Source organism: Arthrobacter sp. SPT-J7 (assembly GCF_059089965.1).
The window spans coordinates 14080-33425 of record NZ_JBNHFF010000017.1 but is presented as its reverse complement, the minus strand read 5'-3'; the positions used below and the strand labels follow the sequence as shown (position 1 = coordinate 33425).

17 protein-coding genes, 1 tRNA gene and 1 pseudogene are annotated in these 19346 nt (G+C 65.0%); 4 read left to right on the top strand and 15 right to left on the bottom strand.

The features are described from left to right. Positions 1-359 (top strand): AMIN-like domain-containing (lipo)protein (locus AC5RWX_RS18195; RefSeq protein ID WP_494097732.1); only part of this gene is annotated, 359 nt, incomplete at its 5' end. A gap of 73 nt (positions 360-432) precedes the next feature. Here the strand turns inward: AC5RWX_RS18195 and AC5RWX_RS18190 are convergent. Then, positions 433-717: a hypothetical protein gene (locus AC5RWX_RS18190; protein WP_494097731.1), complete on the bottom strand. Its 285-nt coding sequence runs from the start codon at positions 715-717 to the stop codon at positions 433-435. Between the two features lie 65 nt (positions 718-782). Between AC5RWX_RS18190 and AC5RWX_RS18185 the strand changes: the two genes are divergently transcribed. After that, entirely contained in the window at positions 783-1304 is a 522-nt protein-coding gene (locus AC5RWX_RS18185; RefSeq protein ID WP_494097730.1) for a hypothetical protein, read from the top strand. Between the two features lie 17 nt (positions 1305-1321). After that, entirely contained in the window at positions 1322-1735 is a 414-nt protein-coding gene (locus AC5RWX_RS18180; RefSeq protein ID WP_309124096.1) for a hypothetical protein, read from the top strand. Positions 1736-1941: 206 nt separating this feature from the next. Here the strand turns inward: AC5RWX_RS18180 and AC5RWX_RS18175 are convergent. The 4 genes and pseudogenes from AC5RWX_RS18175 to AC5RWX_RS18160 form a co-directional block, all read right to left on the bottom strand. Next, positions 1942-2389 (bottom strand): annotated as a pseudogene (locus AC5RWX_RS18175) (PspA/IM30 family protein); the annotation flags it as partial. Positions 2390-2488: 99 nt separating this feature from the next. Continuing rightward, positions 2489-3094 carry a hypothetical protein gene (locus AC5RWX_RS18170; protein ID WP_494097729.1) on the bottom strand — a complete coding sequence of 202 codons (606 nt, stop codon included), beginning with the start codon at positions 3092-3094 and terminating at the stop codon, positions 2489-2491. Between the two features lie 122 nt (positions 3095-3216). Then, positions 3217-3378: a hypothetical protein gene (locus tag AC5RWX_RS18165; RefSeq protein WP_494097728.1), complete on the bottom strand. Its 162-nt coding sequence runs from the start codon at positions 3376-3378 to the stop codon at positions 3217-3219. Positions 3379-3659: 281 nt separating this feature from the next. Further along, positions 3660-3741, bottom strand: a tRNA-Leu gene (locus tag AC5RWX_RS18160). 204 nt (positions 3742-3945) lie between these two features. On the opposite strand from AC5RWX_RS18160, the gene AC5RWX_RS18155 reads away from it, so the two are divergent. Then, complete coding sequence (locus AC5RWX_RS18155; protein WP_494097727.1) at positions 3946-4551, top strand: ANTAR domain-containing response regulator; 606 nt, start codon at positions 3946-3948, stop codon at positions 4549-4551. Between the two features lie 69 nt (positions 4552-4620). Here AC5RWX_RS18155 and pyk read toward each other — a convergent pair whose 3' ends face one another. The 10 genes from pyk to AC5RWX_RS18105 form a co-directional block, all read right to left on the bottom strand. Then, the gene (gene pyk / locus AC5RWX_RS18150; RefSeq protein WP_494097726.1) at positions 4621-6111 is read right to left on the bottom strand and encodes a pyruvate kinase; all 1491 of its coding nucleotides are present in this window, start codon (positions 6109-6111) and stop codon (positions 4621-4623) included. Between the two features lie 64 nt (positions 6112-6175). Further along, positions 6176-7633: a glutamate synthase subunit beta gene (locus AC5RWX_RS18145; RefSeq protein ID WP_494097725.1), complete on the bottom strand. Its 1458-nt coding sequence runs from the start codon at positions 7631-7633 to the stop codon at positions 6176-6178. Then, positions 7626-12239 (bottom strand): glutamate synthase large subunit, encoded by a 4614-nt coding sequence (gene gltB, locus AC5RWX_RS18140; protein ID WP_494097724.1) that lies wholly within the window; start codon positions 12237-12239, stop codon positions 7626-7628. Before gltB ends, AC5RWX_RS18145 begins: the two co-directional genes overlap by 8 nt. 263 nt (positions 12240-12502) lie before the next feature. Continuing rightward, on the bottom strand, positions 12503-13669 hold the full coding sequence (gene lgt / locus AC5RWX_RS18135) for a prolipoprotein diacylglyceryl transferase (RefSeq protein ID WP_494097723.1): 1167 nt from the start codon (positions 13667-13669) through the stop codon (positions 12503-12505). A gap of 3 nt (positions 13670-13672) precedes the next feature. Then, positions 13673-14482 (bottom strand): tryptophan synthase subunit alpha, encoded by an 810-nt coding sequence (gene trpA / locus AC5RWX_RS18130; protein ID WP_494097722.1) that lies wholly within the window; start codon positions 14480-14482, stop codon positions 13673-13675. Next, positions 14479-15807, bottom strand: coding sequence for a tryptophan synthase subunit beta (gene trpB / locus AC5RWX_RS18125; RefSeq protein WP_494097721.1), 1329 nt, complete (start codon positions 15805-15807; stop codon positions 14479-14481). The genes trpA and trpB overlap by 4 nt, the downstream gene beginning before the upstream one ends. 120 nt (positions 15808-15927) lie before the next feature. Next, entirely contained in the window at positions 15928-16749 is an 822-nt protein-coding gene (gene trpC, locus AC5RWX_RS18120; protein WP_494097720.1) for an indole-3-glycerol phosphate synthase TrpC, read from the bottom strand. Continuing rightward, positions 16749-17036, bottom strand: a complete 288-nt coding sequence (locus tag AC5RWX_RS18115) for an HGxxPAAW family protein (protein WP_458778783.1) — start codon at positions 17034-17036, stop codon at positions 16749-16751. The genes trpC and AC5RWX_RS18115 overlap by 1 nt, the downstream gene beginning before the upstream one ends. 99 nt (positions 17037-17135) lie before the next feature. After that, positions 17136-17780, bottom strand: coding sequence for a Trp biosynthesis-associated membrane protein (locus AC5RWX_RS18110; RefSeq protein WP_494097719.1), 645 nt, complete (start codon positions 17778-17780; stop codon positions 17136-17138). Beyond that, complete coding sequence (locus tag AC5RWX_RS18105) at positions 17780-19342, bottom strand: anthranilate synthase component I (protein ID WP_494097718.1); 1563 nt, start codon at positions 19340-19342, stop codon at positions 17780-17782. Before AC5RWX_RS18105 ends, AC5RWX_RS18110 begins: the two co-directional genes overlap by 1 nt. Between the last annotated feature and the right edge of the window lie 4 nt (positions 19343-19346).

Genomic DNA, 19346 nt, shown 5'->3' with positions numbered 1-19346 from the left:
GGATGGTGGTCGACCTCAACGGCCCTGCCACCGGCTACACCGTCCGCTATGTTCCGGAGATCATCCAGGACGGCTCGGGCTTCACGATTCCGGTCTACGGCAACGCACGCCTGCAGGTCGTCGTGAATGCACCCTCTTATGACAGCAATGGCAACGTCACCTACAACCCGGCCGCAAAGGCCGAGCTGTCCAACGTGGCCGGCTACCAGACCTTCCGGCAAGTCGTCTACGCGAATAGCTTCGAGGGTTCCACCAGCATCGGCCTGGGCGTCCGTGCCCGGCTGCCCTTCCGCGTCTTCACTCTGGACGGGCCAGGGTCCGGTTCCCGGCTGATCGTGGACGTAGCCCACTCCTGGTGAGGGAACGAAGAGGTGTCGCGCTCCGATGACCCGGGGTGCGCCACCTTTTCTGTCCGGCCCGGCTGTCCAGGGGCTACATCCGAAGCCGGAAGAAGCTCTTCGGGTCGTCGGCGCCCAGGAGGTCGTGGTGGAACGCGATGGCATCCACGGGTCGGGTGTCCACGAACAGGACCGCAACCGTACGGGAGTGAACCACCGTGTAGCGGGTGAGGTCTTCCACCCAGGAATGGATCCCGGTGTACTCCTGAACTTCCAACCCGTCACCGAGCAGGCCCCGCTCCTCGAGCAGGTCGTAGACAACATTCCAGGCGAGATCCAGCAGTTCGTGGATCGCCGCCTCAACAGTTGGAGCCGTCATAGGACCATGGTCCTCCCGGGCACTGACAGTCTCGAGGAGCGACGCGCAGCTGTTAACGTGGAGGCATGACATTGGGGGATGCCGCCGTGGTGGCAATGGATCCGCGCGCACAGGCTTTTGGCTATGCGCAGCGCCGGGTGTGGATCTTCTTTGCCTGGGGGTGCGGGGCAATAATCGCGATAGCTGGCGCCGTCTATGCTGCACTGAGCGCGCTCGTTGGTCAGGACTCGGAGACGGGGACGGTCATGTTCCTGCTTGGCGCAGGGCTCTCAGTCCTGGGCTGGCTAGTGACGTTAGGGGCCCGTTTCTCCAAAAAGACCCCGAGGCCTGCCTCCGACATCCCGCGCGTCGAGCAGAGCATCCGGATCAACCCCAAGGTCATCAAATTCTCCGTGGCCGGAGCCATCGTGATCGCCGCCGCCCTTGTCCTATTCACACCCAACGGCAGGTCTCCAGAGGTGCTCCCCATTACCGGGCTCATCGCCGCAGCCCAGCTGAGCATCACCGGCGGCGTGGCCTACTCAGGGTGGCTGTTGAAGAACAGCGGTGAGCTGTACGCGCGCTGGATGGGACGGCGTAAAGGGTGACCGGGATAGGGGGTGGAATGACGACAACAGACGACCGCTCGGGAAAGCCTGCTGAGCGACCGCCACTGAAGTGGTACTGGAAACTTACTGGTTGCTTATTTTTCGGTTACGCCATTCTTTACATGTTGATGCCCGCTTTGAACTCCTTTGGGATCGAAAGCATTCGATGCGAGGTCATTTCGGCCAAACCTTATACAAGTTCTGGCGGAACCAGAGGCTCGGCTTCGACAGCGGGTGTTCTGGTCGAGACGACTAACTGCGGGAAGATTCACGTGTCCCAGGGTGTGGCTTTTGACAATCAAGAAGAGGTCGCCGCATCCTTCAAGGCTTCTAGCGAATACGAGTTCGACCTTGGCTGGTTCTCACGAGTGGTGACCAAAGACATCACACACGACATCCCATCAGCGCAGGGCTACCGCTTGGTTGAGTGAAAACTCCCCACGCTTTAGCGAATCTGTCAATGGTCTCGGAACCAAGTGGCCGGCGATCACGAGCCCGTCAACCAAAGGGCACCAGCATCGGCGCGGCTTTACTGCTGCTTGCGGCTCGCTCCGGCAACTACCCGTCAACGAAAGCTTCCGCTCCACCGGGGTGTTTTCCCGATACGTCCTAGTAGTCGATAGCCTTGCAGTCCATAGGTCAGCTCCCCGAGCTTGCCGCGCATCTGGTCCAGGCCCTGCTTGAGCTTGTCGACGACCTCGTTCTGCGCGGCCAGCCCCGGCGCCTGGTCCTTGGCGGTGGACTCGGCAGTCATCTGCCGCTGAAGAGCGAGCCTGGCGAGGGCGTCGAACTTGTCGGCGTCCACACTGTTCCCGCCGGCCCGGAACTCGTCGGCCTTGCGGGACGCGGCGATCGCTTTGTTGCCCCAGGTGTTGGCGTCGTTCACCACGCGTGCGTGGTCGTCTTCGGCCATGCGAAGGTTGCCGATGGTCTGGGCGACGGCGGCCTCGGCTTCGCGGATGTTCTCCGAGTAGTCCCGGACCATCTGGTCCAGCATCTTCTGTGGGGTCTTCGGCGGAGTCCAGGAGGGCGTTCAGGTTGGCCTTGGCCAGCTGGGCAACGCGGGCAAAAATACTCTGCTTCACGGGGGTCTTTCTATCGGCGGTGGATTTGCATCCTATGTGTACGGCACCACCGGGGACCAGAGGCGGGAAGCGACCGGTATTAGCTATCCCCGCTGGCACTCAGAGCGGCCCGTACCCGGCATTGCCGTAGGGGTCACGCCAGGTGACCAGGTCTTGTTCGACTGCGCTGCGGAGCCTGGGGTCAGTGTAAAGCCGCCGGCGGAAGGACTGCCGGGCCCGGCCCAACACTGTTGAGGGGGCCAGGGTGCAGGCCACAAGGAGGGCCACGATGAGCAGGTACGCTCCGACCACTGCAACGCTTGTGCCGCGTTCGACGGCGGACGGAAGGATTGTGGTGAAGCCTGCACCGATGATGCCGGCCAGGACGGCCACCATGGTGGTACCCCCGCGGGCGCTGCCAGGGCCTCTGGTGATGAGCAGTCTGTCCGCCTTGGGAAGCCTGCCACGGACCCGCTTCCACGAGAGCACACCCACGACCGTGAGGGCCGCACCGATCAGGCCCAGGACCAGAACCCAGGCAGCATTGCCGGACAAGGCCGGGGCGAATCCGCCGGTCAGTGCCAGGACAGGCCCGCCGCTGATCGCACTGGACCAGGCCGCCGCCAACGTGCCTTGGGCATCAACCAGCTGCCGGAGCCGGGACGGCGCCTGCGGCGGGGTGACCTTCGTGAGGTCCGGGGAGAGCCAGTAGTTGAGGGGATACACCAGGCTGTCCCGCTTCGGTCATGCGGTTCACTTTGGGGTTCCTTCCTGGTCGACCCTCACGGTCTTTGTCCCGCAGGTCAGGGTCAGCCCGTCGGCACTGTCCAGCTGGCAGCCCTGGTCTTTCACCCGCGGCCACCGGAGATCTCCGGAGCGTCGCGGACCCGCTTGTAGTGGTACTCGTCGTGCTCGCTGTAGATGATGACGGTATCGCCGTCGAACCCATCCTGGGAGACAAGGCTGACGATTTCGAAGGACTGGCCATTGGCGTCGAGCAGCCGCTTCACGGTCTCAGCTTCAATTAGGGTGCCAACGGTGAGCCCCTGGTTAGACCGGGGTTTTCGGATCCCGCCGACGCACAATGTAGGACTTGGAATCGTCCTTTTTGGTGCGAATACTGATGCTGGCCATAGAAAAACGCTGCGTCCGTGAACACACTTTTGGGTGGTTTTTTACACACTCCAGCGGCAGCCAGGCCACAGCCCGCACACCTAGCGTCAAAGGGACGCCACCACAAGCCATGTCAACAGGCTTAAAGCAAAAACCCCTCTGACGAGGGGATATGCTGTGCCCGAGGTGGGACTCGAACCCACACACCTTTCGATACCGCATTTTGAGTGCGGCGCGTCTGCCAATTCCGCCACTCGGGCGCGGATTACATGAAGCAAAAGGCTACGCCCACAGCTGATTGTGAGCAACGCGATCGCTTCACGTACGCGGAATTACTCTACATGCAGATAGGCTGAATTTCAGAATCGCGCCGCCGTCGCCGCACACCGACCATGCAGATCAAGTACAGGACCGGGCGCAACTAAGATAGTGATGTTCCCGCCGTACCTTTCCAAGGAGATCCCGTGACTGAACATACGGAGTCAAAACCCACGTCCCAGCCGGCGCGCCGCGTCGTTGTGGCCGAGGATGAAACCCTCATCCGCCTCGACATCATCGAAATCCTGCGGGGCGAAGGCTATGACGTCATCGGCGAAGCAGACAACGGTGAGAAGGCCGTCCAGCTGGCTGAAGAGCTGAAGCCGGATCTGGTCCTGATGGACGTCAAGATGCCCGTCATGGACGGCATTTCCGCAGCAGAGAAGATCGTCAAGGCCCGCATCGCCCCCGTCGTGCTGCTGACCGCCTTCAGCCAGAAGGAACTTGTGGAGCGCGCCCGCGATGCCGGCGCCATGGCCTACGTGGTGAAGCCTTTCACTCCTGCCGACCTTATCCCGGCACTGGAAATAGCCCTCTCCCGCCATGAGGAGATCAAGGCGCTCGAAAGTGAAGTTTCCGACCTTCAGGAGCAGTTCGCCACCCGCAAGCTCGTGGAGCGTGCCAAGAGCCTCCTCACCACCAAGATGGGCCTGACGGAGCCGGAAGCGTTCCGCTGGATCCAGAAGACCTCCATGGACCGCCGCCTCAGCATGCGGGAAGTGGCAGAGACCATCATCAACCAGGTCAACTAACAGCACTGTCGTAGACAGAAGAAAGGACCCCTGCCAAGCGGCAGGGGTCCTTTTCGCTGTCCGAAAGCCCTAGGCCTTCTTCTTCTTTTCCGGCCAGGGGCCGAGCTTTTCCTTGTTGCTCACGGCTTCACCAACACGGGCGGTGTCGGCGAGGTCGCCCACCTTGTGCACCTTGAGGGAGTTGGTGGAACCGGCCTTTCCGGGAGGCGAACCGGCGGCAATAACCACCAGGTCGCCGTCGTCGACGAGGCCCATCTCCAGGAGGCTGCGGTCAACCTGCGCAGTCATCTCATCCGTGTGGTCCACCATCTGGACGAGCACCGGCTGGATGCCCCAAGTGAGCGCCAGCTGGTTCCATACCTGCTCCACAGGAGTGAACGCGAAGACGGGCTTGATGGGGCGCAGGCGGGAGAGGCGGCGTGCCGAGTCACCGGACTGGGTGAACGCACAGATGTACTTGGCGTCCAGCTGGTCGGCAATTTCGACGGCGGCACGGGTGATGGCGCCGCCACGGGTCTTGGGCTTGGTACCCAGCGGAGGGACGCGCTCCAGCCCGTGGACCTCTGTGGACTCGATGATCCGGGCCATCACCTTGACGGTCTCGATCGGGTACTTGCCCACGCTGGTCTCCCCGGAGAGCATCACCGCGTCCGCACCGTCCAGCACGGCATTGGCGCAGTCGGAAGCCTCTGCGCGCGTCGGGCGCGGGTTGTCGATCATGGATTCCAGGACCTGGGTTGCCACAATGACCGGCTTGGCCCAGCGGCGGGCGAGTTCAATGGCACGCTTCTGGACGATCGGCACTTCCTCCAGGGGAAGCTCCACACCAAGGTCGCCACGGGCCACCATGATGGCATCGAACGCGTCGATGATCTCGGGGAGCTGCTCAACGGCCTGCGGCTTTTCGATCTTGGCGATGACCGGGACGCGGCGGCCTTCCTCGTCCATGATCTCGTGCACGCGGGTGATGTCAGTGGCGTCACGTACGAATGACAGTGCCACCAGGTCAACGCCGCGGCGCATGGCCCAACGGAGGTCGTCTTCATCCTTCTCGCTCAGAGCGGGGACGTTGACGGCAACGCCGGGAAGGTTGATGCCCTTGTTGTTGGACACCATGCCGCCCACGGTCACTTCGGCAACAACCTTGACGTCGTCCACAGCCGTGGCACGCAGCGCCACCTTGCCGTCGTCGATCAGCAGGGCGTCACCCACGTTGACGTCCTCGGTGAGGCTTTTCAGGGTGGTGGAGCAGATGTCCTTGGTACCGGGAACGTCCTCGGTGGTGATGGTGAAGGCGTCACCAACGGCGAGGGCGTGCGGACCGTCAACGAAACGGCCCAGGCGGATCTTCGGTCCCTGCAGGTCAGCCATAATGGCCACTGCCTTGCCGAGATCGGCTGCAGCCTTCCGGACGTTCTCATAGGTGTTGTCATGCACGGTGTAGTCGCCGTGGCTCATGTTCATGCGGGCGACGTCAACGCCTGCCTCCAGCACCGCGAGGGTGTTTTCGTAGCTGGCAATTGCCGGGCCGAACGTAGCCACAATTTTTGCGCGTCTCATATACCTACCCTATTGGTCTCTTGCATTGGTTAAGTTGTCGTGGAGGTGAATCCTCGAAGCTGCACTAGAGGACGGCGATGGCCCGATCGGTGGGCGCCACGGGTGCAGGCAGGATAGTGCTGCCCATCAGGTACTTGTCCACTGCTGCTGCGGCGGCGCGTCCTTCGGCGATGGCCCAGACAATCAGGGACTGCCCACGCCCGGCGTCGCCGGCAACAAAGACACCCTCGGTGTTGGTCATGTAGTAACCGTCGCGGGACACGTTGCCGCGGCCGTCGAACTCGGCGTTGACCTGTTCGGTGATGCCGGCCGGCTCGGCGCCGGTGAACCCGAGGGACAGGAAGACCAGGTCCGCGGGGATGATCCGCTCCGTACCGGCCTTGGGCAGGCGCTTGCCGTCAACGAATTCGGTTTCCGCGACCTTGACGCCGGTGAGCCTGCCGTTTTCGCCAACGAACTCAACAGTGGAGGCAAGGTAGGTCCGCTCGCCGCCTTCCTCGTGGGCGCTGGCCATTTCGAACAGTGTGGGGAACGTCGGCCACGGCTGGTGGCTCTGGCGCTCAGCCGGCGGCTGCTTGCCGATGGCAAGCGTGGTGACGGACGCAGCACCGTGACGGTGCGCGGTGCCCAGGCAGTCCGCTCCGGTATCGCCGCCGCCAAGAATGACAACGTGCTTGCCCTGGGCATGGATCTGGTTTTCCACCGTCTCCCCCGCAACCGCGCGGTTCGCCGGCACGAGGTAATCCATGGCGAAGTGCACCCCTTCGAGGTCGCGGCCCGGGATGGGCAGGTCACGCGGAACGGTAGCACCGGTGCAGATCACGACGGCGTCGTAGCGCCTGCGCAGCTGCTCCCAGGTCACGTCCGTGCCCACGGCTACGCCGGTGCGGAAGCGGGTACCCTCCGACTTCATCTGCTCGATGCGGCGGTCAACCTGCTCTTTTTCCATCTTGAAGTCGGGGATGCCGTAGCGCAGCAGGCCGCCGATTTTGTCGTCCCGCTCGTACACGGCCACGGTGTGGCCCACGCGGGTGAGCTGCTGTGCGACGGCCAGGCCTGCAGGTCCGGAGCCGACGACGGCAACGGTCTTTCCGGTCAGGCGTGCGGGGGGCAGCGGGCTGACCCAGCCGTTGTCCCAGGCTTCGTCAATGATGGAGACTTCCACCTGCTTGATGGTGACGGCAGGCTGGTTGATTCCCAGCACGCAGGACGCCTCGCACGGGGCGGGGCACAACCGGCCGGTGAACTCCGGGAAGTTGTTGGTGGCGTGGAGGCGCTCGATGGCTTCCTCGCCCTTGTCCCGCCACATGAGGTCGTTCCACTCGGGAATGAGGTTGCCCAGCGGGCAGCCCTGATGGCAGAACGGCACGCCGCAGTCCATGCAGCGGCCGGCCTGTGCCTTCAGGGTGCCCTTCTCCTGCGCCTCGTACACTTCCTTCCAGTCCATAATGCGGACAGGAACGGGACGGCGCGGCTGGGTTTCACGCTGACGTACTTTCAAAAATCCGCGTGGATCAGCCACCGGTTACCTCCAGGATTCGGGACCACACTTCTTCGCCGTCAGGGTCCAGGCCCTCTTCGATGGCGTCGAGACGGGTTTGCAGCACAGCCGCGTAGTCGCGCGGCAGCACCTTGGTAATGCGGGCGGCGGTGTCATCGAAGTTCTCGAGGAGGCGCGCGGCCAGCTGGGAATCAGTTTCTTCAACGTGCTTGACCAGGAGGCCGTGCACGATGTCGCGGTCCTCGGCGTCCAGCTCGCGGAGCTGGAGTTCACCGGACTGCAGAGCGTCCTTGTTGACCTTGGCAGCGTCCAGATCAAGGACGTAGGCGGTGCCGCCGGACATGCCGGCACCGAAGTTACGCCCCGTGCGGCCAATGATCAGCGTCTGGCCCCCGGTCATGTACTCGCAGCCATGGTCACCGATGCCTTCGACGACGGCGGTGGCACCCGAGTTGCGGACCAGGAAGCGTTCGCCCACCTGGCCGCGCAGGAACATTTCGCCGCTTGTGGCGCCGTAGCCGATCACGTTGCCGGCGATGACGTTGGTTTCCGCCTTGAAGACGTTGGTGCGGTCCGGCCGGACGATGATGCGCCCGCCGGAAAGTCCCTTGCCCACATAGTCGTTGGAGTCGCCGAACAGCCGCAGGGTGATGCCTGCCGGCAGGAAGGCACCCAGGGACTGGCCGGCGGTGCCGCTGAGGGTGACATCGATGGTGTCCGTGGCCAGGACGTCAGTACCGAACGTCTTGGTGACCACGTGGCCCAGCATGGTGCCCACTGAGCGGTCCGTGTTGATCACGTCCACTGCGATCTTCACCGGGCTGCGGTCCGTAAGGGCTTCAGTCGCCATAGTGATCAGCCGCTGGTCGAAGTGTTTGTCCAGCTCGTGGTTCTGGCCGGTCATGTTCCGCAGCGGGGCGTCGTCGTCGAACTCCAGCCCGTGCAGGATCGGATCCAGGTCCAGGCCGTCGGCCTTCCAGTGGTTCACGGCATCCCGGGCGTCGAGGACCTCGGCGTGGCCGATGGCCTCCTCCAGGCTCCGGAAGCCCAGCTCAGCCAGGATTTCGCGGACTTCCTCCGCCAGGAACTCGAAGAAGTTGACCACGAACTCGGGCTTGCCGCTGAAGCGTGCCCGCAGTTCCGGGTTCTGGGTGGCGACGCCCACCGGGCAGGTGTCCAGGTGGCAGACGCGCATCATGATGCAGCCTTCCACCACCAGCGGAGCGGTGGCGAAACCGAACTCCTCACCGCCCAGCAACGCGGCGATCACAACATCGCGGCCGGTCTTGAGCTGGCCGTCCACCTGCACCACCACACGGTCTCGCAGGCCGTTGAGCATGAGCGTCTGCTGCGTCTCGGCGAGGCCGAGCTCCCAGGGGACACCGGCGTGCTTGAGCGAGTTCAGCGGCGAGGCGCCGGTTCCGCCGTCGTGGCCCGAAACGAGCACGACGTCGGCCTTCGCCTTGGTCACGCCGGACGCCACGGTGCCGATCCCGACTTCCGACACCAACTTGACGTGTACCCGGGCCGAGGGGTTGGCGCGCTTGGCATCGTAGATGAGCTGCGCAAGGTCCTCGATGGAGTAGATGTCGTGGTGCGGGGGCGGGGAGATCAGTCCCACGCCGGGGGTCGAGTGGCGGGTTCGGGCCACCCAAGGGTAGACCTTCTGCGCCATCAGCTGGCCGCCCTCGCCGGGCTTTGCACCCTGCGCCATCTTGATCTGGATGTCGTCAGCGTTGGTCAGGTAGAGGCTGGTCACGCCGAAACGGCCGGACGCGATCTGCTTGACCGCGGAACGGCGCTTCGGGTCGAGGAGACGGTCCACGTCCTCGCCGCCTTCACCGGTATTGGACTTGCCGCCCAACTGGTTCATGGCGATGGCCAGCGTCTCGTGCGCTTCCTGCGAGATGGAGCCATAGCTCATGGCGCCTGTGGAGAACCGCTTGACGATGCTGGAGACCGGCTCCACTTCCTCCAGCGGAACAGCGGGGCGCTCGTTCTTGAACTTGAGCAGGCCGCGGAGGGTCATCAGGTTCTGGGACTGGTCGTCCACTCCCCTGGTGTACGCCTTGAAGATGTCGTAGCGGCGCTCACGTGTGGCGTGCTGAAGCCGGAATACGGTCTCCGGGTTGAACAGGTGCGGCTCGCCGTCGCGGCGCCACTGGTACTCGCCGCCACCCAGGAGCGGGCGGTGGGGCTGCTCGATTCCGCCCTCGGGGTACGCCATCTGGTGGCGGGCCGAAACCTCAGCTGCGATAACGTCCAGGCCCACGCCGCCAAGCTGCGAGTGGGTACCGGCGAAGAATTCATCCACCAGTTCCTGTCCCAGGCCCAGCGCTTCGAACGTCTGGGCGCCGGTGTAGGACGCAACGGTAGAGATGCCCATCTTGGACATGATCTTCAGGACACCCTTGCCCAGGCCCTTGATGAGGTTGTAGACGCCGTCCTGCGGAGTGACCCCGGTGACGTCGCCGGCAGCAATAAGCTGCTCCACCGATTCCATGGCCAGGTACGGGTTGACGGCGGAGGCGCCGTAGCCGATCAGGACCGCCACGTGGTGGGTCTCGCGGACGTCACCGGCTTCAACCACCAGGGCGGTCTTGGTCCGGTTGGCGCTGCGGAGCAGGTGGTGGTGCACGGCGCTGACCAGCAGCAGGGACGGAATGGGCGCCCACTGAGCATTCGAATCGCGGTCGGACAGCACGATGTACTGCACGCCGCGGTTGATGGCGCCGGATACCTGCTCGCAGATTTCCGTCAGCCGTGCACGGAGCGCGTTCTCGCCGCCTTCAGGGCGGTAGAGGCCGCGAACCTTCATCGCGACACGGTTGCCGTCGGCATCCTCAATGTTGGCGATCTTGGCAAGCTGGTCGTTGTTGATGACCGGGAACGGCAACTGGATCTGGGGCTGGCGGACCTGCTTGGTGTCCAGCAGGTTGCCGTTGGGGCCGATGGCACACGTCAGCGACGTGACCAGCTCTTCACGGATGGCGTCCAGCGGCGGGTTGGTGACCTGCGCAAAGGACTGCACGAAGTAATCAAAGAGCAGGCGCGGGCGCTTGGACAGCACCGCCACCGGAGTGTCCGAGCCCATTGCGCCCAGCGGCTCTGCACCGGTGCGGGCCATCGGGCCCAGCAGGATCTTCAGTTCCTCGGTGGTGTAGCCGAAGGTGCGCTGGCGGATGTTCACCGACGCCGCCGTGTGCACCACGTGCTCACGCTCAGGAAGCTCGTTCAGGTCGATCAGGTTGTCCTTGACCCACTCCGCCCACGGGTTGGCGGCGGCGACTTCAGCCTTGACCTCTTCGTCGTCGATGATGCGGCCGGCGTCGGTGTCCACCAGGAACATCTTGCCCGGGGAAACGCGGCCCTTCTTCACCACTTTTGAAGGTTCGACGTCGATGACGCCCACCTCGGACGCAAAGACGATAAGGCCGTCCTCGGTGATCCAGAAGCGGCCCGGACGCAGGCCGTTGCGGTCCAGGGTTGCGCCAACCAGGTTGCCGTCAGTGAAGGAAACAGCTGCCGGTCCGTCCCAGGGCTCCATGAGCAGGGAGTGGTACTCGTAGAACGCACGGCGGGCCGGGTCCATGGTGGCGTGGTTTTCCCACGCCTCCGGGATCATCATCATGATCGAGTGCGTGATGGGGCGGCCCGAGAGCCACAGCAGCTCGGCTACCTCGTCGAAGGACGCGGAATCCGAGGCGCCGGGAGTGCAGATGGGGTACAGCTCTTCCGGCGAGTCCCCCAGCAGCGGGTGGGCGAGCTGGGACTGCCGGGCGCGCATCCAGTTTCGGTTGCCCTTGACCGTGTTGATTTCACCGTTATGCGCGATGGTGCGGAACGGCTGGGCCAGCGGCCACGACGGGAAGGTGTTGGTGGAGAAACGCGAGTGGACGATCGCGAGCTTGGACTTGAAGCGCTTGTCCGAAAGGTCCGGGTAGAACGGCTCGAGCTGGGCGGTGGTGAGCATGCCCTTGTAGACGATGGTCCGCGAGGACAGCGAGGGGAAGTAAACGCCGAACTTGTTCTGGGCGCGCTTGCGGATCCGCCAGGCGCGGGAGTCCAGTTCGTTGCGGTCCAGGTCCTCGCCGGTGGCGGACGCCAGGAAGGGCTGTGAGAAGTAGGGCATGCAGGCGCGTGCCATGGCCCCTACGAGGTCGGCGACGATGGGCACCTCACGCCAGCCGAGGACCTGCAGGCCCTCGTCAGCCGCGAGGCCCTCGATGCCTGCCTTGGCGGCGTCGGCCTCGCGCTGTTCGGCGGGAAGGAAGGCGGTGCCGGCAACGTACTGGCCGGGGGCGGGAAGTTCGAACTCCGTGACCGCGCGGAAGAACTCATCCGGGATCTGCATCAGGAGGCCTGCGCCGTCACCGGTGCCTTCATCAGCGCCCACGGCACCGCGGTGCTCCAGGTTGCGCAGGGCGGTGAGGGCGGCGTCCACGATGTCGTATCCGGGCTCGCCGCGGAGGGTGGCGATGATCGCAAGACCGCAGGCGTCCTTCTCCTGCTCCGGGTTGTACAGCCCCTTTGCCTCCGGCAGGGCGGCGAAGCGCTTGAACGGCGACATGGCAGCCTCAGGCTGGTCCGGTTCGGACCAACTGGGAGTGTGAAGAGTTTGGCTCATGGGAGACGTCCTTCCTCCTGATCGTGCGTATGGAAGGGACACCGTTGGCCCCACTCGTCGGCGCCGCGATTGTGGGCACAACAAAGTGTTGATTACTGGAAATTGTAGGTCAGCATGGCCTCCTGAACTAACAGTTAAGCAGGCCCCTGCCCCGGGCAACACTGGGCAGCAGCGCTATGCTGCCCAGGGTGGCCCCGATTCCACGACACTGTGGTGATTGGGCGCTTCGAGCGGTGGCTCCGCTGCCCTGCCTGGCCCGCGCACTACTTCGTAGTGCCGGCTTCCGGCGCGGTTCCTGTGGCCGTGCTGCCGGAACTTCCGGCAGCGTTTGCGTCCGATCCGGGCTTGGGGCCCGCCGGCGCAGCCTCGGCATGTTCCGTGGGGACGGACGCACGCCGGGAACCGTTTTGGTTATCAGGGAGATTATCACGCGATTCACTATCTGAGACAACAGAGTCCGTATCACGGACCGAATCGCCGGCAGCTGAGACGGCGTTTTTCTCCGGCTCCGCCTCTTGCTTTTCCGCCGGTTCCCGGCCCGGCAGGTAGACGCTGTCCGGCTCAGTCCGCTTTTTCATACCCAGCAAAATGAACGCCACCAGGGCGGCCAGGAAAACGAAGATACTGGTCCAGACGTTGAGTCGGGTGGTGATGCCGAACAGCGAGATCTGCTCGGCATCGTCGATGCGCATGGCTTCGATCCAGACCCGGCCCAGTGTGTAATACATGGCGTAGAGCCAGAACAGCCTGCTGCGGCGGAAGTTGAACTTCCGGTCCAGGGCGAGCAGGATGACGACGCCGGCCAGGTTCCACAGCGATTCGTAGAGGAATGTGGGGTGGAAGAGGGTGTCGGCGGGGACTCCGGCGGGGAAGTTGGCGTTGTCGGCATCGATCTGCAGCCCCCACGGCAGGGTGGTGGGGCCGCCGAACAGTTCCTGGTTGAAGTAGTTGCCCCAGCGCCCCACGGCCTGGGCCAGCAGCAGCCCGGGTGCGGCAACGTCGAGGAAGGCACTGAGCTTAACCCCGCTGCGGCGGCAGCCGATCCACGCCCCCACCACACCCAGGAGTACGGCGCCCCAAATGCCCAGGCCGCCACGCTGGATCTGCGGGATCAGGGAGAGGTCCCCGGTGCCGTCGAAGCCTGGGCCGAAGTAGGCGTCCGGCGACGAAACCACATGGTAGAGCCGGCCGCCGATGATGCCGAACGGGATCGCCCAGACGACGATGTCCCAGACACTGCCTTCAGGTGCTCCGCGCTTAGCCCAGCGGGCAGAGGTCAGCCACAGGCCCGCCACGATTCCTGCCAAGATGCACAGGGCGTAAGCGTGGATACGCAGCGTTCCCCAGGGCAGGGGAATGTCGAAGCCGGACCAGTCCGGGCTGGGGATGCTGGCCGGCACCATGGCGGCTGCCTGGAGGAGCGTCTGCATGGATTAGGCCTCTTCCCTGGTCAATCCGGTGCTGAGGTCCTTGGTGAGGGCACCGACGGCGTCCACGCCGCCGTCGCGGATTGCGGCCACCAGTGCCGTGCCCACAATGACGCCTTCAGCGTATGCCGCGATCTCGCGGACCTGATTGGCGTTGGAGACACCGAGTCCCACACAGACACGCTCTGCGCCGGCCGCATGGGCCGCGGCCACCACGTCCTTGGCTGCGGTGCTGACCGAGGTCCGTGCGCCAGTGACGCCCATGATGGACACGGCGTAGACGAAGCCGCGGCTCGCGTCCACGGTCCGCTGCATGCGCTCGGTGGTGGAGGACGGTGCCACAAGGAACACCCGGTCCAGGCCGTATTTGTCCGACGCTTCCATCCACTCGGCTGCCTCGTCCGGGATGAGGTCCGGGGTGATGAGCCCGGCGCCCCCGGCCTCGGACAGGCGCCGCGAGAACTCGTCCACACCCATCCGGACCACGGGGTTCCAGTAGGTCATTACCAGGACAGCCGCGTCGGTCTTGCTGGTGATGCCTGCCACCACGTCAAAGACCTGGCGTACCGAGAAGCCGTTTGCCAGGGCCTCCGTGGTGGCGGCCTGGATGACCTGGCCGTCCATGACCGGGTCCGAGTAAGGGATGCCGATTTCAATGAGGTCGGCGCCGTTTTCCGCCAGCGCGATGCCGGCGGCGATGGTCTGTTCCACGCTGGGGAAACCGGCGGGCAGGTAGCCGATGAGCGCGGCACGGCCCTCAGCGCGGGCCTTGTCGATGGCCGCCGCTGACTTGCTGATGGTCTGTGCCGTGGTCACAGCTGTTCCCCCTCTTTGCCGATTTCCGCTTCGGCGGAATCCTTGTCCAACAGGTCAAACCATTCGGCTGCGGTGGCCACGTCCTTGTCGCCGCGGCCGGAAAGGTTCACAATCACGATCTTGTCCTGCGCCGTCCCCCCGCCGGCGGCGGCTTCGTCTGCGAGCCGCTGCCCCACCCTGAGGGCGCCGGCCAGGGCGTGCGCGGACTCGATGGCGGGGATGATGCCTTCGGTCCGGCACAGGAGCCGGAACGCTTCCATGGCCTCGCTGTCCGTGACCGGCTCGTAGCTGACGCGCCCGATGTCGGCGAGGTAAGAGTGCTCCGGGCCCACGCCCGGGTAGTCGAGGCCGGCGGAGATTGAGTGGGACTCGATGGTCTGGCCGTCGTCGTCCTGCATGAGGTAGGAGCGGGCGCCGTGCAGGACGCCGGGCTTGCCCAGCGTGATGGTGGCCGCGTGGCGGCCGGTCTCCACGCCGTCGCCGCCTGCCTCGAAGCCGTAGATCTTGACGGACGGATCGTCAAGGAAGCCGTGGAAGATGCCGATGGCGTTGGAGCCGCCGCCGATGCAGGCGCAGACGGCGTCAGGGAGCCTGCCCTCCTGCTCCAGGATCTGGGCGCGGGCTTCTTCACCGATGACTTCGTGGAAGTACCGGACCATGGCCGGGAACGGGTGCGCGCCGGCTGCGGTGCCGAGGAGGTAGTGGGTGTTGTCCACGTTGGCTACCCAGTCCCGCAGGGCGTCGTTGATGGCGTCCTTGAGGGTCTGCGAGCCGCTGGTGACAGGAATGACGGTGGCGCCCAGGAGCTCCATGCGGGCAACGTTCAGCGCCTGGCGCCGGCAGTCCTCCGCACCCATGTAGACCACGCATTCCAACCCCATGAGGGCAGCGGCAGTGGCGCTGGCCACGCCGTGCTGGCCTGCGCCGGTTTCGGCGATGACGCGGGTCTTGGCCATGCGCTTGGCGAGCAGGGCCTGCCCGAGGACATTGTTGATTTTGTGTGAACCGGTGTGGTTCAGGTCCTCGCGCTTGAGGAAGATCCGCACTCCCCCGGCGTGCTGCGAAAAGCGCTTTGCTTCCGTGAGGAGGGAAGGACGACCGGAGTAGTTCCTGTTCAGGTCCGCGATCTGGGCCCGGAATTCGGGATCCTCCTTGGCCTTGTCGAAGGTCTCCTCGAGTTCGTCCAAAGCGGCGATAAGGGACTCCGGCATCCAGCGTCCCCCGTAGCTGCCGAAGTAGGGTCCCGGGGCGTGCTTGAGGGAGCCGCCCTGCAGGAATGCTTCCGCGGCGTTGTTGTCAGCGTTCGCTGAGGGTGCGTCGGCCATCAGTCCCGTCCTGTTCCAGTTGATCGTTCAGTGAGTGTGGTGTTCCGGCTGCGGGGCCGGGACAAATGTCCGCGGGCGGCAAACAGCCCCTGTCCACGGTGGTGGGTGCAGGGGGTCCGGTCAGCCGCGGGCGGCGATGGCCGCGGCGCCTGCCGCCGTAAATTCGGCAATCCGCTCGCGCGGGGTGGAGTGGCTCACCAAGGCCTCGCCCACCAGTACTGCGTTTGCGCCGCTGGCGGCGTAGTGCGTGACGTCGTCCACGTCGCGGACGCCGGATTCGGCGACCACGAGGGCCTCGGCCGGAATCAGCCCTGCCAGGGAAGCGAACACGGAACGGTCGACGTCGAGCGTCTTCAGGTTCCGCACGTTGACACCGATGATCCGCGCCCGGGCGGCGACCGCCCGTTCAACTTCCTCTTCGGTGTGGGTTTCCACCAGCACGTTCATGCCGAGTTCGGAGCTGAGCGCAGAAAACTCGGTGAGCTGTGCGTCGGAGAGGGCCGCCACGATCAGCAGGACCAGGTCCGCGCCGTGGGCACGGGCTTCCCAGATCTGGTACTCGTCGAGGGTGAAGTCCTTGCGCAGCAGCGGAACGTCCACCACGGCACGCACGGCATCGAGGTCCGCGAGCGAGCCGTTGAAGCGGCGCTGTTCCGTGAGGACACTGATGACGGAGGCACCACCATCGGCGTACTGCAGTGCGAGCGAGGCGGGATCACCGATGGCGGCGAGGTGGCCTTTGGAGGGGCTGCGACGTTTGATTTCCGCGATGACTTTCAGCTGTTCCCGGGACGGGGAGGTACCGCCGAGCGCGGCCCAGGCATCGCGGGCGGGCGCTGCGGCCTGGGCCCGGTCCTTCAGTTCAGCGAGGGAAACAAGGCGTTTCCGCGCGTCCATATCCTCCTTGACACCGGCGTTGATGTCATCGAGAACAGTTGACATCAGTGGCCGGAGTTCTTCAGCTTGCTGCCTTCGACGCCGTAGCCTGCCTTGCGCATGATGAAGCCGAGGATCAGCCCAAGCACCATCACGCCGCCGCCGGCGATGAAGATGGGGGTGTTGGCGATGACGAATGCGATGGACATGATGAGGGCGCCCACCAGCATCACGATGACGCAGGTCCAGGCCGCGGGGCTGTTGCCGTGGCCAAGTTCCTGGCTGTGGTCGATGGCGCCGGGGGCTACCGTGCGGGTGCCTGACTTGGAAACGGACGCAGGTGCTTTGCTCATTGGAAATCTCCTCAGGGTGGATACTGCTTACATTCTGCCATTTATTGGCCGGTGGCCGCGTATCGGCGGCCTGCCGCGGCGTCGGCGCAGGGCGACGGCTCAGGTGGGGTCGTCGCCCCGGGAGAGCCGGTCCCAGCTGTCGATCTCGTCCACGGGGCCTGCCGGCGGGGCCGCACTGCCGGAAGCGGGCGCGTCATATTTCGTCCTGGTCTTCCAGTGCCGCCCGGCAGGGACGATGAGCAGGGCTGCCAAAGCCAGCAAACAGCCTGCCACGACAGCGAGCACCGGGAAGGCGGTCACCGCCACTTCCGCCTGGCTGCCCGTAATCCCGGTTGCCGCTGCGATAGCCCCCTGGGCTGCCGCTAGCGGATTGGCCAGGACGGTGGCCGCGGCGGCAACGATCCCGGCTGACGCCAGGACGATGATGGCGGTGATGATCCACCTCGCGATCCTGCCGGCGATCGCGGCAGCAAGCCCGCCCGCGAGAGCCACGAGGGCCAGCGCTGTGACGGCAGTGGCCGCCTTGCTGCCCTGGACCTCCAACGCTGTTTGCGCACCGCCGGCCTGGCCCACCTGGTTCGGATCAAGGGTGACCGCCAACCATGTTTGGGTGGTGGTGCCGAATACTGCCAGCGCCAGGACGGCGACGAGCAGGACCAACGTCGACTTTCGCGCCCAGGCTGGGGTGCCGGAGCTCTTCTCGGTGGTGGCCGTGTGGCCTGCTGCCGGATCCAGGCCGGACATCAGGAACCGGTCCCGCCCGGCAAGGTGTCCGCCGAGATGTCCTGCAGCGAGCCGGCCGTGTGCACCGCGCGGAGCGGAGCCGCAGCCTTGTTGACCGTTTCGAGGGCTTCGGAGGGGTTGACCGAATCAGCCACGATGCCCCCGCCGGCTTGGACATATGCCCGGCCCTCACGCAGCAGCGCGGAGCGGATGGCGATGGCCATGTCCATGTCGCCGGCGAAATCCAGGTAGCCCACCACTCCGCCGTAGATGCCGCGGCGGTGCGGTTCAAGCTCGTCGAGGAGCCGCAGGGCGCGGGGCTTCGGGGCTCCGGACAGCGTTCCGGCGGGAAACGTGGCCTTCAGGACGTCGTAAGCCTTCGCCTTCGGCGAGAGCTGGCCCACCACGGTGGAGACGAGGTGCATGATATGGCTGAAGCGTTCCACCTCCATGAACTGTGTGACATCCACTGTTCCGGCCACGCACACCTTGGAAAGGTCGTTGCGGGAGAGATCAACGAGCATCAGGTGTTCGGCCCGTTCCTTCTGGTCCGCGAGGAGCTCCTCAGCGAGTGCCTTGTCTGCCTCGACGGTTTTGCCGCGCGGGCGGGATCCGGCGATCGGGTGTGTGATGACCTCTTCACCGGTGACGGTCACGAGGGCCTCCGGCGACGACCCGACGATCGAGTACTCCCGGCCCTCGGCGTCCTCGAGGCTGAAGATATACATGTAGGGGCTCGGGTTGGTGTTGCGCAGGACCCGGTAAACGTCAAGGGCGGACGCCTTGCATTCCATCTCGAAGCGGCGGGAAATCACCACCTGGAACACCTCGCCGTCCACGATGGCTTCCTTGCCGCGGTCCAGCGCAGCCAGGTACTCGGCTTCGTCCCAGCGTTCCTGGACGCTGGACGCGAAGTCCAGCGCGGCCGGCGCCAGGACCGAGACGGGCTGCGCCACCGGGGTGCTGACCTTGGCCAGTAGCGCCCTGACCCGTGCCACGGCGTCATGCCACGCCTCGTCCACGCGTTCGGAGCTGTCATCGAAATTGATGGCGTTGGCGATCAGCAGCACCGTGCCGTCAACGTTGTCGTGCACGGCCATGTCCGTGACGAGGTTCAGCGCCATCTCCGGCAGTTGCAGGTCATCCTCGGGCGGGCTCACCAGGCGCTCCCAATGCCGCACTGTTTCCCAGCCCAGGAAACCCACCAGGCCGGAGGTGAAGGGCGGCAGGCCAACGAACCTGTCCGTGCGGAGGGCCTCGATGGTGTCGCGGACGGCATCCACCGGGCTGCCGTCCACCGGAACGCCCGCGGGGGGCTCGCCCAGCCAGTGGGCGTTCCCGTCCTTGGTGGTCAGTGTTGCCCGTGACCTGGCGCCGATGAACGAGTATCGGGACCATGCCCCGCCCACTGCAGCGGACTCCATCAGGAACGTTCCGGGCTGCCCCTGCGCGAGCTTCCGGTACAAACCAATGGGCGTCTCGGCGTCGGCAAGTACCTTGAGCCGTACGGGGATGACGCGGCTGTGGCCTGCCAGTTCCCGGAACTCCTCAAGGCCCGGGCTGATGATTCCAAGGTCCTGCATGGCT

Bases quoted from the DNA above. Each gene is read 5' to 3' on its own strand.
- AC5RWX_RS18190 (WP_494097731.1), bottom strand. From the start codon at position 717: ATGACGGCTCCAACTGTTGAGGCGGCGATCCACGAACTGCTGGATCTC.
- AC5RWX_RS18180 (WP_309124096.1), top strand. From the start codon at position 1,322: ATGACGACAACAGACGACCGCTCGGGAAAGCCTGCTGAGCGACCGCCA.
- lgt (WP_494097723.1), bottom strand. From the start codon at position 13,669: ATGCAGACGCTCCTCCAGGCAGCCGCCATGGTGCCGGCCAGCATCCCC.
- gltB (WP_494097724.1), bottom strand. From the start codon at position 12,239: ATGAGCCAAACTCTTCACACTCCCAGTTGGTCCGAACCGGACCAGCCT.
- AC5RWX_RS18105 (WP_494097718.1), bottom strand. From the start codon at position 19,342: ATGCAGGACCTTGGAATCATCAGCCCGGGCCTTGAGGAGTTCCGGGAA.
- AC5RWX_RS18185 (WP_494097730.1), top strand. From the start codon at position 783: ATGACATTGGGGGATGCCGCCGTGGTGGCAATGGATCCGCGCGCACAG.
- trpC (WP_494097720.1), bottom strand. From the start codon at position 16,749: ATGTCAACTGTTCTCGATGACATCAACGCCGGTGTCAAGGAGGATATG.
- trpB (WP_494097721.1), bottom strand. From the start codon at position 15,807: ATGGCCGACGCACCCTCAGCGAACGCTGACAACAACGCCGCGGAAGCA.
- AC5RWX_RS18115 (WP_458778783.1), bottom strand. From the start codon at position 17,036: ATGAGCAAAGCACCTGCGTCCGTTTCCAAGTCAGGCACCCGCACGGTA.
- AC5RWX_RS18110 (WP_494097719.1), bottom strand. From the start codon at position 17,780: ATGTCCGGCCTGGATCCGGCAGCAGGCCACACGGCCACCACCGAGAAG.
- pyk (WP_494097726.1), bottom strand. From the start codon at position 6,111: ATGAGACGCGCAAAAATTGTGGCTACGTTCGGCCCGGCAATTGCCAGC.